The following is a 13,061-nucleotide window of genomic DNA, read 5'->3' on the forward strand; positions in this document are numbered from 1 at the left end:
GCCGGATGGCGACGTTGCGCCTTTCCGGCCTGAATGCCTTGTAGGCCTGATAGCACAGCGCTATCAGGCACTGAATTTACGCCGTCCGGCGAACAAACTCTTTCACTTTAAAGCCCAGCACGGCAAGCGCGGCGAAATAGGCCGCGATACCCGCGATCACTACCGCCATCAAACGTAGCAAACGCCATAACATCGACCCTTGCGACCACTCCGGCATAATATGCAACACGCCGAACAATACGGCGGCCATCACCAGTACGGAAATGATCAGACGCATCAGGAACCACATCCAACCCGGTTGTGGCGTAAAGATATTCTGTTTGCGCAGTTGCCAGTACAGCAGCGACGCATTGAGACATGCCGCCAGACCAATAGAGAGCGACAGTCCGGCGTGTTTCAGCGGTCCAATAAACGCCAGGTTCATTAACTGAGTCATGATTAACGTCACGATGGCGATTTTCACCGGCGTTTTAATATCCTGGCGAGAATAGAAGCCCGGGGCCAGCACTTTTACGACGATCAAGCCAATCAGCCCCACCGAATAGGCGATTAACGCCCGCTGCGTCATTGCCGCATCAAAGGCGGTGAATTTACCGTACTGAAACAGCGAGACCGTCAGCGGCTTCGCCAGAATGCCTAACGCTACCGCGCTCGGCAACGCCAGTAAAAAGCACAAACGCAGCCCCCAGTCCATCAGGCGGCAGTACTCATCATGATTGCCGCTGGCAAAGCTTTTCGACAATGACGGCAACAGGATGGTCCCCAATGCCACGCCCAGCACGCCGGACGGGAACTCCATCAACCGATCGGCATAGTACATCCATGAGACCGAGCCGGAGGCCAGAAACGAGGCAAAAATGGTATTGATGATAAGGGAGATCTGACTGACGGATACGCCCAAAATCGCCGGCCCCATCTGTTTGACCACCCGCATCGCCCCGGTGTCGCGAAAGTTAATGCGCGGCAGCACCAACATACCGATCTTTTTCAAATACGGAAGTTGATACACCAGTTGCAGCACGCCGCCGACGGTGACTGCCCAGGCTAACGCCAGCACCGGCGGATTAAAGTATGGCGCGGCGAATAATGCAAAACCGATCATGCTGATATTAAGAAATGTCGGCGCAAAAGCGGGAATAGAGAAGCGATTCCAGGTGTTGAGAATGGCGCCAACCAGTGAAGCCAGCGAGATCAGCAGAATATAGGGAAACGTAATCCGCAGCAGTTGCGTCGTCAGCGCGAATTTATCCGCAGTATCGGCAAAACCCGGCGCGGTTACCATAATCACCCACGGGGCGGCCAGCATACCGGCTACCGTCACGACGGCCAATGCCAGCGTCAACAGGCCGGAAACGTAAGCGACAAAGATCCGCGTCGCTTCTTCACCCTGCTTGCTCTTATATTCCGCCAGGATAGGCACAAAGGCCTGAGAAAAAGCGCCTTCGGCAAAGATCCGGCGTAGTAGATTGGGGAGTTTAAACGCCACAAAAAAGGCGTCGGTCGCCATCCCTGCGCCAAAAATTCTGGCGACAATCGCATCACGGGCAAAACCCAACACGCGTGAAAACATAGTCATCGAGCTGACGGCAGCCAGCGATTTCAATAAATTCATTTCTTTTGTATTCCAGACCCTGGCGTAAAACTCCTGCATGGCTGATCCATCGACCGGATAACGCATTCTGCCGTATCCGGCTGTATCACCGCGCCTGACGGCGACGTCAAAACGTCTTATCAGGCCTTACAGACTCCCCACGGTTTGCCATTATTCACTGTGAAAAGAGGTATTATGTAGAGTGGGCATATATACCCGCCATACTTCGAGCTGCATGTGCGTTAGCTTTTCTGCAACTCGAATTATTGAGGGTATAGTACCTGGATTACGATGAATTACTACCGCCAGATGTTACAGAGGGTTATTCGCTGATGGCGTCCCGCCACAGCGCCTCCACGACGCGCTGGGCCAAAATCGCCTGCTCCCCCGCCGTTTCCGGAACCGTCTGATTTTGTACGCAGTCAATGAAATGCCGCGCGCATCCGACAAAACCACGCTGTTCAAGCGTCGTTTGCCAACCCGGAATGGGTTTGATGAGAATACCCTGCCCGCGCTCTTCGCGCCATTCACGCATATCCGTCACGTCATACAGCCCGCCGTCGGTGACGGCCTGGACCGATTCACGCTGACTTCCGGCGCGCCGGTGCATACTGGTGGTAATTTGTAGTTTGTCGGCGGAAAAATGATGTTCCGCATAGCACATTTCGCCGGACTCGCTGGTGAGCAACGTGCCGCTGGCAAGGCGCGCCTCGCCGCCCGCCAGCCACAGAGCGGTATCCACGACATGCAGATAGTCATCGAGCAAAGTAAAACGTAAGTCGTGCGGCCCGATGCTATCGGTACGATGTTTATCCATACGCAGTGACGCCGCAGTGCCGAGGCGCGTCTTCAGTTCGCGGTACAGCGGCGCGAAACGGCGATTAAAGCCAACCATCAGCGTCAATTTTTTTTGCGCCGCCAGCGCCACCAGCCGTTCGGCATCACGTAGATTTTCTGCCAGCGGTTTATCCACGCAAACATGCACGCCGGCATTGAGAAGTTCGCTGACCACGGCATAATGGCTTGCGGTACTGGAGTGGACGAAGACCGCATCGCAGCCGGACGCTAAATTCGCCAGCGAATCCACATACGGTATGCGCCAGCTTTCGCAGATACGTAAGGCTTTATCCCGCGAAGGAGACCAGGCGCCCTGTAATGTCCATCCGGCGGTGTTGGTTAATACCGGCAGCCAGGCCTTCTGCGCAATACCGCCTAATCCGACAATGCCAATCCGTAATGTTCTCACATTACCCCCCCAGGTGAGCTAACAAAGAATCCAGCCGCTGCTTTAACTCCGCCACTTCGCTTTCCAGCGCTTCGACGCGCGACTGAAGATCGCCCGACGCACTTTCCGGCGCAGACGTCTGGAGAGACAGTTCATCGACGTCGCCGCAAAAAAGGTGCATATAACGGCTTTCGCGCTTACCCGGTTCACGCGCCAGACGGACGACATACGGGCCGTCCTCACGACTGGCAAGCCGTTCCAGCGTGGATTCAACTTCCGCCATATCGCTGAATTCATGCATCCGCGACGCCCGGCTACGCAACTCGCCGGGCGTTTGCGCGCCGCGCAGCAGCAGCGTAGTGACGAGCGCCACTTCCGCCGCGCTAAGTTTCAGATCGCCAAATTCGGAATTACAGAAACGCTGTTCATATTTGGTGACGCGATTGCCAAACCCACTGACCGTACGCAAAAAGTGGCGTTTCACCAGGTTATCGAGTTGTTCTTGTACCTCTTGTTCCGTCAGGTTCATCACCGGTTCACGGTTGGTTTTCTGATTACAGGCTGTCACCACCCCGTTGACGGAAAGCGGATACTGTTCCGGCGTTGTCACCTGCTTTTCCAGCAGACAGCCAATCACTCGCGCTTCAGTGGCGGTTAATTCATATTTCATCGTTTTCTCCCTTTGCCTCTCATTCCGTAAGCCGCTCAACGCCCCGGCGTCCATAACGGCGTGGTTAACGCCGTCAGGACATGGTCGCGCCATTGTCCATCAATCAACAGGTAATCTTTCGCATAGCCTTCTTTTTCAAAGCCAAGCCGCGCCAGCAACGCGCCGCTACGTTTGTTGTGCGGCATATAGTTCGCCATGATACGGTGGATATGCTGAGTGCGCTGCATATAGCGAATCGCAGCGGTTAAGGCTTCAAACATCAGCCCCTGCCCCTGCCACTTTTGCGCAATGGAATAGCCCAGATAACAGGCATGAAAAGAACCGCGCACCACATTGGAAAAATTCGCCACGCCGATAATTTCTTTTTCTTCCGGATCAAGTAGCGCGAAATAGAAGGCGGAGCCCTGTTTGTGAAATTCACCGATCATTCCCAGACGCGCCTGCCATCCTGAAGGATAACAATGACTTTCATCACGGACCGGTTCCCAGGGTTTTAAAAAATGACGATTTTCCGCGTAATAATCGGCCAGACGCCAGGCATCACGCTCATGCACTAAACGTACCACCAGACGATCGGTGGTTAAGCGCACTTTTGGCACGTTACTACGATAGCCAAACATTCTATACCTACTCCTTCCTGTAACGTCTTCAGCACGCCAGTAACATTACTATACCTGCGCAACCAGGCTCTGTGAAAAGCGCAAATCGTCATTTTTTGAATTGCTGCCACATTTTGATGAAAACTCTCGATTAAAAAGGACTTTTGATAAAAAAATATTGTCCCGCTAACGGTAGGAAAAAACGAAACGCCGCCGCAGAATAGAAGACGCTCATCTTTTATTTCCCGGGAGGGGAAATGTCGCGCGTCTCGCAGGCGAGGAACCTGGGTAAATATTTTCTTCTCATCGATAACATGTTGGTGGTGCTGGGTTTTTTCGTCGTATTCCCGCTCATCTCTATTCGCTTTGTCGATCAAATGGGGTGGGCTGCCGTAATGGTAGGGATCGCACTCGGCCTGCGCCAGTTTATTCAACAAGGTCTGGGCATTTTTGGCGGCGCCATCGCCGATCGCTTTGGCGCGAAACCGATGATTGTCACCGGTATGCTGATGCGCGCCGCCGGCTTTGCCACCATGGGTATCGCGCATGAGCCCTGGCTCTTGTGGTTTTCCTGCTTTCTTTCCGGTCTCGGCGGTACGCTTTTCGACCCGCCGCGCTCAGCGCTGGTGGTCAAATTAATTCGTCCGGAGCAACGGGGCCGCTTCTTTTCTCTGTTGATGATGCAGGACAGCGCGGGTGCGGTGATTGGCGCGCTACTGGGAAGCTGGTTGCTACAATACGATTTTCGCCTGGTCTGCGCGACGGGCGCTATTTTGTTCATATTATGCGCCCTTTTCAACGCATGGCTGCTTCCGGCCTGGAAGCTATCAACGGTCAGAACGCCGGTGCGTGAAGGAATGCGCCGCGTCATGAGCGATAAAAGGTTTGTCACCTACGTGCTGACGCTGGCGGGCTACTATATGCTGGCGGTACAGGTCATGTTAATGCTTCCGATTATGGTAAACGATATCGCCGGCTCGCCTGCTGCCGTGAAATGGATGTACGCTATAGAGGCGTGTCTCTCGCTGACGTTGCTCTACCCGATTGCCCGCTGGAGCGAAAAGCGTTTTCGGCTGGAGCATCGGCTGATGGCCGGTTTGCTCGTCATGTCGCTGAGCATGCTCCCCATCGGGATGGTGGGCAATTTACAGCAGCTTTTTACGCTTATTTGCGCTTTCTACATCGGCTCGGTTATCGCCGAACCGGCGCGCGAAACGCTCAGCGCGTCGCTCGCGGACGCGAGGGCGCGGGGAAGCTATATGGGCTTTAGCCGTCTGGGATTAGCCATTGGCGGCGCGATTGGTTATATCGGCGGCGGCTGGTTGTTTGATATGGGTAAAGCGCTTGCGCAGCCTGAACTACCGTGGATGATGCTCGGTATTATCGGCTTCATTACCTTTTTGGCTTTAGGCTGGCAATTTAGTCATAAACGCACGCCGCGCCGGATGCTGGAACCCGGCGCCTGATTTGATACCTGTCGCTATCTCCTCCATACTGGTCAGATACCGACAGTCAAATGGAGGAGAAACGTGAAGCTTTATATTTACGATCATTGCCCTTTCTGCGTTAAAGCCCGCATGATTTTCGGCCTGAAGAACATCCCCGTTGAACTTAACGTGTTACAAAATGACGACGAGGCGACGCCCACCCGGATGATTGGTCAAAAGATGGTGCCCATCCTGCAAAAAGATGATAGTCGCTACCTTCCTGAAAGTATGGATATTGTACATTATGTCGACAACCTCGACGGCAAACCGCTGTTAACCGGGAAACGCAATCCAGCCATTGAAGAGTGGTTGCGCAAAGTTAACGGTTACGTTAATCAGCTACTGCTGCCGCGATTTGCAAAATCCGCTTTCGATGAATTTTCTACCCCTGCGGCGCGCCAGTATTTTATCCGCAAAAAAGAAGCCTCATCTGGCAGTTTTGACAACCATCTTGCGCACTCTGCCGGACTGATTAAAAAGATCGGCGATGATTTACGTTTGCTGGATAAACTCATCGTACAGCCTAACGCCGTTAACGGCGAATTATCGGAAGATGATATTCATCTGTTTCCGCTTCTGCGTAATCTGACGCTGGTCGCCGGTATTCACTGGCCGACAAAAGTCGCGGACTATCGCGATAATATGGCAAAGCAGACGCAAATTAATTTACTCTCCTCAATGGCTATCTAACGCCCGCCAGGCGGCAACCCTTTCTTGCCGCCTTTTTCAGCTTTTTCTCGTGGCGCCATGTCCGCTGGCGCGACATGCTGCTTTGTGTCAAGATTAGGGCACAGGCAACATGCTAAGGAACGCCATGAAAAAGTTTTTTTTTGCCGCTGCGCTGGTAGTTAGCGGCCTGTTAGTGGGCTGTAATCAACTTACGCAATACACCATTAGCGAACAAGAAATCAATCAAGCGCTTGAAAAACGGAATAATTTCTCAAAAGATATTGGTCTGCCCGGCATTGCCGACGCGCATATCGTATTGACTAACCTTGTCAGCCAGATTGGTCGGGAAGAGCCTAATAAAGTCACCCTTACTGGCGATGCCAGGCTGGATATGAATTCCCTGTTTGGCAGTCAAAAAGCGACGATGAAACTCAAGCTAAAAGCCCTGCCAGTCTTTGATAAAGAAAAAGGCGCCATCTATCTTCAGGAGATGGAAGTAGTAGACGCCACCGTGACGCCGGAAAAAATGCAAGCAGTGCTACAAACGCTCCTGCCCTATTTAAATCAGTCTTTACGTAGCTACTTTAACCAGCGGCCCGCTTACGTGTTGCGTGAGGACAGCAGTAAAGGCGAAGCGTTAGCGAAGAAACTCGCGAAAGGCATTGAAGTTAAACCTGGTGAAATCGTTATTCCTTTCACCAATTGATTTCGGAGGGCGCGCTCGCGCCCTTTTTTTACGTGCAAACGAAAACGTTTCCGCTTATCCTTTGTTTCCGGCAAAAAGACTATTCCTCAGCCGGAGCTTATTAATGACTGCACCATCCCAGGTTTTAAAGATCCGCCGCCCGGACGACTGGCACGTTCACCTTCGCGATGGCGACATGTTAAAAACGGTCGTACCCTATACCAGCGAAATTTATGGTCGCGCTATCGTGATGCCGAACCTGGCGTCCCCCATCACGACCGTTGATGCAGCGATCGCCTACCGTCAGCGTATTCTCGATGCGGTGCCCGCCGGGCATGATTTCACGCCGTTAATGACCTGCTATTTAACGGATTCGCTCGATGCCGATGAACTGGAGCGTGGTTTCCATGAAGGCGTGTTTACTGCGGCTAAGCTTTACCCGGCCAATGCCACCACTAACTCCAGTCATGGCGTAACGTCAGTCGACGCTATCATGCCGGTACTGGAGCGGATGGAAAAACTCGGAATGCCATTACTGGTCCACGGTGAGGTGACCCATGCGGATGTTGATATCTTCGATCGCGAAGCGCGTTTTATCGACACCGTAATGGAACCGCTACGCCAGCGTCTGACCGCGCTTAAAGTGGTCTTTGAACACATCACGACCAAAGATGCCGCGCAGTATGTCCGTGACGGCAACGACTACCTGGCGGCTACCATTACGCCTCAACATTTAATGTTTAACCGTAATGATATGCTGGTTGGCGGCATTCGTCCTCACCTGTACTGTCTGCCGATTCTGAAACGCAATATTCACCAGCAGGCGTTACGCGAACTGGTTGCCAGTGGTTTTACGCGCGCCTTCCTGGGGACGGATTCAGCGCCGCATTCACGTCATCGTAAAGAGACCAGTTGCGGCTGCGCTGGTTGTTTCAACGCCCCCTCCGCCCTTGGCAGTTATGCCGCCGTGTTTGAGGAAATGAACGCGCTGGCGCACTTTGAAGCGTTCTGTTCACTCAATGGCCCGCAATTCTATGGCCTGCCGGTGAATGCGGGGTGGGTGGAACTGGTTCGCGATGAACAACAGATACCGGGAAATATCGCGCTGGCTGATGATTCGCTGGTGCCTTTTTTAGCGGGTGAAACAGTACGCTGGTCAGTAAAAAAATAAAAAATGCGCTTACTTGTTGCTATATATTGGATTTAACTGTATATATATCCAGTATATTCAACAGGGGGCCATTATGCGTATTGAAGTCACTATAGCCAAAACGTCACCTCTGCCTGCCGGTGCGATTGATGCGCTGGCGGGCGAACTCTCCCGTCGTATTAGCCATCATTTTCCTGAGAACTTGGGTAACGTCACCGTACGTTACGCTACCGCCAACAACTTGTCCGTCATTGGCGCATCAAAAGAGGACAAAGAACGCATTAGCGAGATTCTCCAGGAGACCTGGGAGAGCGCTGATGACTGGTTCATCAATGAATAAAAAATGATATGCAGTGATGTATGTTTGCCGGGTCGCCCCGGCTTTTTTATTTGCGCAACTGATGAATATTTCGCCTGACCCTCAAAATAATTGCACAACATCCTAAAAAAATATGAATGAACTGCCGCTTTATTGTTCATATAATTCTTAAAAAGAGAAATTTATCCTCCGGTCTCTTTAAAAACGCAGTGAATAGCCTTATTAATTGGTATACTGAAGTTGCTTCAGAAGAAAAACACGCATTGAACCTCGAGAACCGTTGTCTTATAACACGTACCAGGGGGGCATGATGGAAAAGAATAATGAAGTCATTCAGACCCATCCGCTTGTAGGATGGGACATCAGCACCGTCGATAGCTATGATGCGCTGATGCTGCGTTTACACTACCAGACCCCAAATCGTCCGGAACCGGAAGGGACTGAAGTTGGTCAAACGCTCTGGTTAACGACAGATGTAGCCAGGCAATTTATTTCAATATTAGAAGCCGGCATCGCCAAAATAGAATCAGGTGATTACCAGGAAAACGAGTATCGTCGCCATTAGCGTGACGCGCTCCCCCTCTCTCAGGCACCGTAAGGTGCCTCACTTATTTCTGGCTTGTATATCTCAGCGCAGTTATTTACCCTGAAATCATCGCGATAGCAGAGAGAAGCTGATGAAATACGACCTTATTATTATCGGCAGCGGTTCGGTTGGCGCCGCCGCTGGTTATTACGCCACCCGCGCCGGGCTAAAGGTCCTGATGACCGATGCGCATATGCCGCCTCATCAACAGGGCAGCCATCACGGCGATACCCGTCTTATCCGCCATGCTTATGGTGAAGGCGAAAAATATGTCCCACTGGTGCTTCGCGCCCAGGCGCTTTGGGATGAACTCTCCACACACAATGAAGAGCCTATTTTTGTCCGCTCCGGCGTCGTTAACCTCGGCCCGGCCGATTCCGCTTTCTTAGCCAACGTCGCACGAAGCGCGCAACAGTGGCAATTGAACGTCGAGCGCCTGGACGCGACGGCCCTCATGACGCGCTGGCCGGAAATTCGCGTGCCCGATAATTATATCGGGCTGTTTGAAGCTGACTCCGGTTTCCTGCGCAGCGAATTAGCCATTACCACATGGCTTCGTCTGGCCCGAGAAGCAGGCTGCGCACAGCTATTCAACAGCCCGGTAAGCCATATTCACCATGATGATAACGGTGTGACGATAGAGACGAGTGAAGGCTGCTACCACGCCAGCAAAGCGCTGATTAGCGCGGGCACCTGGGTCAAAGCGCTGGTACCGGAGCTGCCCGTTCAGCCCGTACGTAAAGTTTTTGCCTGGTTTAAGGCGGATGGACGTTACAGCACTAAAAACCGCTTTCCGGCTTTTACCGGCGAAATGCCCAACGGCGATCACTATTACGGCTTCCCGGCGGAGAACGACGAGTTAAAAATCGGCAAACACAATGGCGGGCAGCGAATACAGGCTCCGGAAGAGCGCAAGCCCTTTGCCGCCGTTGCCAGCGATGGCGCGGAAGCATTTCCTTTCTTGCGTAATGTACTGCCGGGTATCGGCGGTTGTTTACATGGGGCGGCATGTACCTATGATAATTCGCCGGACGAGGATTTTATTATCGATACGCTGCCTGGCCATGAGAATACGTTTGTCATCACTGGACTCAGCGGACATGGTTTTAAATTCGCCCCGGTGTTAGGAGAAATCGCTGCGGATTTTGCGTTGGGAAAAACGCCCTCCTTTGATCTGACGCCGTTCCGGCTTTCCCGTTTTAGCCAATAATTTGTCGGCCCCGTAAAGGGGCTGTTTATTAAGGTAAGCTATGCGTCGTCTCTTTCATTTTCTGATGAATAATATTCGCGAACATTTCATGCTTTACGTTATTCTTTGGTCGCTGCTGGCGGTGATGGATATTGTTTATCTCCTTTTCTTTTGATTGCTTTTCATTGACGTTAACTGACACTTCCTGAAAGTTCCTCGCTTTTTATTTCATAACGTTAAGCACGGCAATAATGCCAGTTCCTGCCATTGCGCGGTTATCAGGGGGAAATATCTCGAAACTTCTGAAGCTGAACCGCAAACAACATCAAAATTATTGAAATAAAAATAAATATCATTCAAATTCTTATTTATAAGTTGCATTCGGCGCTTTTCCACGCCATTTTCATTCTCTCGTGAAATATTCATTGGTGTGTTTATGCAATTTAAAAATACTCCACAGCGTTATGGCGTGGTTTCCGCCGCGCTCCACTGGCTGACCGCCCTGGTGGTCTATGGCATGTTTGCGTTGGGTTTATGGATGGTCACGCTCAGTTATTACGACGGCTGGTATCACCAGGCACCGGAAATACATAAAAGTATTGGCATATTACTGATGATGGCGCTGATCGTGCGTATTATCTGGCGGCTTTATTCTCCACCACCCGTTGCGTTGACCAGCTATTCCCGTTTAACGCGCGCTGGCGCCGCCGCGGGTCATCTCCTCCTGTATCTCCTGCTCTTTGCGATAATCATTAGCGGCTACCTGATTTCCACCGCCGACGGTAAACCGATTAGCGTCTTTGGCTGGTTTGAGATTCCGGCCACGCTTACGGACGCGGGCGCGCAGGCTGACATCGCCGGAACGCTGCATCTGTGGTTTGCCTGGTCGCTGGTCATTATCTCGCTCTCGCATGGGGTTATGGCGCTAAAACACCATTTCATCGATAAAGACGACACACTGAAACGTATGACAGGAATGTCGTCATCTGACTATGGAGCTCAAAAATGAAAAAAAACCTGCTGGGATTCACCCTCGCATCCTTGTTATTCACGACCGGTTCCGCCGTGGCGGCGGAGTATAAAATTGATAAAGAAGGCCAACATGCGTTCGTCAATTTCCGCATTCAGCATCTGGGCTACAGCTGGCTGTACGGCACCTTTAAAGATTTCGACGGCACGTTTACTTTTGACGAAAAAAATCCGTCGGCAGACAAAGTGAACGTGACCATTAACACCAATAGCGTCGACACTAACCATGCCGAACGTGACAAACACCTGCGTAGCGCGGAATTTCTTAATGTTGCGAAATTCCCGCAGGCAACCTTCACCTCTACCAGCGTGAAAAAAGAGGGCGATGAACTGGATATTACCGGCAATCTGACACTCAATGGCGTGACTAAACCGGTGACGCTGGAAGCGAAGCTGATGGGCCAGGGCGACGATCCGTGGGGCGGTAAGCGCGCGGGCTTTGAGGCCGAAGGAAAAATTAAGCTGAAGGATTTCAATATAACTACCGATCTCGGCCCGGCCTCACAAGAGGTTGAGCTTATCATCTCAGTAGAAGGCGTTCAGCAGAAGTAACGCCTGGCGAAATGCCGGATAGCGGCCTTTACGCGGCTATCCGGCAAAATATTACTCAGCCGGATCGGGAATGCTCAGTTTGCTATTAAGCCGACCACGCGATTTATTAAAAATTTTGTTGCCGTTCTCGCGACCCGCACGACGTCGGCGCTGTTCTTCCTCCGGCAAGGCCAACTCTTCACAGCATTGTTCACTACAGCAGCCGTTAAATTTACTGGCGCACTGCGGACACTGGATAAACAGCAGATGGCAACCGTCATTTTTGCAGTTGGTATGGCTATCGCAGGGCGCGCCGCACTGATGGCAATGCGCGATAACCTCATCCGAGATTCGTTCGCCCATTCGCTCATCAAATACAAAATTTTTGCCGATAAAGCGAACGGGAAGCCCCTGCTCGCGCGCGCGACGGGCGTATTCAATGATGCCACCCTCAATATGCCAGACTTTATTGAAACCGTTGTGTTTCATCCAGGCGCTGGCTTTCTCACAACGAATACCGCCGGTACAGTACATCACTATCTTTTTATCTGCATGTTCCCGCAGCATTTCAACCGCTTTTGGCAACTGTTCACGAAACGTATCCGCCGGGATTTCCAGAGCATTTTCGAAATGGCCGACTTCATACTCATAGTGGTTGCGCATATCAATAAAGACCGCGTCAGGATCGTCCAGCATCGCATTCACATCTGCCGCCTTCAGATAATCGCCGACATTACTGGCGTCAAAAGTCGGATCGTCAATACCGTCAGCAACGATACGGTCGCGAACTTTCATACGCAGCACCCAAAATGACTTTCCGTCATCCTCCAGCGCGATATTTAAACGCAGCCCGTCCAGCGCGGGGTCGAACGTATAAAGCTGTTGACGAAAGGTCTCGAGCTTGCTTTGCGGCACGCTGATTTGCGCATTGATGCCTTCATGCGCCAGGTAAACGCGACCAAAAACGTCCAACGCCGTAAACACCTGATACAACGCGTCCCGCGTCTGTTGCGGCGAGGCGATAGTGAAATATTTATAAAAAGAAATTGTCGTACGCGGCTCGCTTTCCGCCAGCATTTTGGCTTTCAGCTCGTCATTAGAGATGCGGTTGTGTAACACTGGCATGGTGTACGTATCCTGCAATCAGCAAAAAATAAAGTGGGCAGGCATGATAAGGCAAGTCTCGCCAATTTACATCCACACATTTTGCGCTACATTTCCTGCTTTACACTAAATAATTAACAACAATTGTCGATTTAATCGCCACTCTCCTGCTACATATTTTTGCTCAACGCAAAAAGATGCGAGAATACGGGGAATTGTTCGTTGAA

15 protein-coding genes are annotated in these 13,061 nt (G+C 51.7%); 10 read left to right on the forward strand and 5 right to left on the reverse strand.

Going from position 1 to position 13,061, the window contains the following annotated elements:
- Positions 1-76 precede the first annotated feature (76 nt).
- From murJ to rimJ, 4 genes are all read right to left on the reverse strand, one after another.
- On the reverse strand, positions 77-1,612 hold the full coding sequence (gene murJ / locus OLG56_RS13275) for a murein biosynthesis integral membrane protein MurJ (RefSeq protein ID WP_001537775.1): 1,536 nt from the start codon (positions 1,610-1,612) through the stop codon (positions 77-79).
- A gap of 301 nt (positions 1,613-1,913) precedes the next feature.
- Positions 1,914-2,837 (reverse strand): Gfo/Idh/MocA family protein, encoded by a 924-nt coding sequence (locus OLG56_RS13280; protein ID WP_001259725.1) that lies wholly within the window; start codon positions 2,835-2,837, stop codon positions 1,914-1,916.
- 1 nt (position 2,838) lies between these two features.
- Positions 2,839-3,486 carry a YceH family protein gene (locus OLG56_RS13285; protein ID WP_061377416.1) on the reverse strand — a complete coding sequence of 216 codons (648 nt, stop codon included), beginning with the start codon at positions 3,484-3,486 and terminating at the stop codon, positions 2,839-2,841.
- Between the two features lie 35 nt (positions 3,487-3,521).
- A complete protein-coding gene (gene rimJ, locus OLG56_RS13290) occupies positions 3,522-4,106 on the reverse strand; it encodes a ribosomal protein S5-alanine N-acetyltransferase (RefSeq protein ID WP_000468204.1) in 585 nt (194 codons plus the stop codon).
- A 236-nt stretch (positions 4,107-4,342) separates the two neighbouring features.
- Between rimJ and mdtH the strand changes: the two genes are divergently transcribed.
- The 10 genes from mdtH to OLG56_RS13340 all read left to right on the forward strand — a co-directional run bounded on the left by mdtH (position 4,343) and on the right by OLG56_RS13340 (position 11,751).
- Positions 4,343-5,551: a multidrug efflux MFS transporter MdtH gene (gene mdtH, locus OLG56_RS13295; RefSeq protein ID WP_000092178.1), complete on the forward strand. Its 1,209-nt coding sequence runs from the start codon at positions 4,343-4,345 to the stop codon at positions 5,549-5,551.
- A 63-nt stretch (positions 5,552-5,614) separates the two neighbouring features.
- Positions 5,615-6,262, forward strand: coding sequence for a glutaredoxin 2 (gene grxB, locus OLG56_RS13300; RefSeq protein WP_000780893.1), 648 nt, complete (start codon positions 5,615-5,617; stop codon positions 6,260-6,262).
- A gap of 124 nt (positions 6,263-6,386) precedes the next feature.
- Complete coding sequence (locus OLG56_RS13305) at positions 6,387-6,947, forward strand: lipoprotein (protein ID WP_031565313.1); 561 nt, start codon at positions 6,387-6,389, stop codon at positions 6,945-6,947.
- Between the two features lie 103 nt (positions 6,948-7,050).
- The gene (pyrC, locus tag OLG56_RS13310) at positions 7,051-8,097 is read left to right on the forward strand and encodes a dihydroorotase (RefSeq protein WP_061377415.1); all 1,047 of its coding nucleotides are present in this window, start codon (positions 7,051-7,053) and stop codon (positions 8,095-8,097) included.
- A 73-nt stretch (positions 8,098-8,170) separates the two neighbouring features.
- Positions 8,171-8,416: a DNA damage-inducible protein I gene (gene dinI, locus OLG56_RS13315; protein ID WP_001217763.1), complete on the forward strand. Its 246-nt coding sequence runs from the start codon at positions 8,171-8,173 to the stop codon at positions 8,414-8,416.
- A 289-nt stretch (positions 8,417-8,705) separates the two neighbouring features.
- Complete coding sequence (gene bssS, locus OLG56_RS13320; RefSeq protein ID WP_000414441.1) at positions 8,706-8,960, forward strand: biofilm formation regulator BssS; 255 nt, start codon at positions 8,706-8,708, stop codon at positions 8,958-8,960.
- Positions 8,961-9,072: 112 nt separating this feature from the next.
- Complete coding sequence (gene solA / locus OLG56_RS13325) at positions 9,073-10,191, forward strand: N-methyl-L-tryptophan oxidase (RefSeq protein WP_061377414.1); 1,119 nt, start codon at positions 9,073-9,075, stop codon at positions 10,189-10,191.
- Between the two features lie 40 nt (positions 10,192-10,231).
- Positions 10,232-10,345 (forward strand): YceO family protein, encoded by a 114-nt coding sequence (locus tag OLG56_RS13330; RefSeq protein WP_001253282.1) that lies wholly within the window; start codon positions 10,232-10,234, stop codon positions 10,343-10,345.
- Positions 10,346-10,606: 261 nt separating this feature from the next.
- A complete protein-coding gene (locus OLG56_RS13335; protein WP_001159784.1) occupies positions 10,607-11,179 on the forward strand; it encodes a cytochrome b in 573 nt (190 codons plus the stop codon).
- Positions 11,176-11,751, forward strand: a complete 576-nt coding sequence (locus OLG56_RS13340; protein WP_000739886.1) for a YceI family protein — start codon at positions 11,176-11,178, stop codon at positions 11,749-11,751. The genes OLG56_RS13335 and OLG56_RS13340 overlap by 4 nt, the downstream gene beginning before the upstream one ends.
- 51 nt (positions 11,752-11,802) lie before the next feature.
- Here the strand turns inward: OLG56_RS13340 and trhO are convergent, their stop codons facing one another.
- Positions 11,803-12,855, reverse strand: a complete 1,053-nt coding sequence (gene trhO / locus OLG56_RS13345) for an oxygen-dependent tRNA uridine(34) hydroxylase TrhO (RefSeq protein ID WP_001144629.1) — start codon at positions 12,853-12,855, stop codon at positions 11,803-11,805.
- Positions 12,856-13,061: the final 206 nt, after the last annotated feature.

This window comes from Salmonella sp. 2018103, assembly GCF_026247685.1.
GTDB classification, from domain to species: Bacteria; Pseudomonadota; Gammaproteobacteria; order Enterobacterales; family Enterobacteriaceae; genus Salmonella; species Salmonella enterica.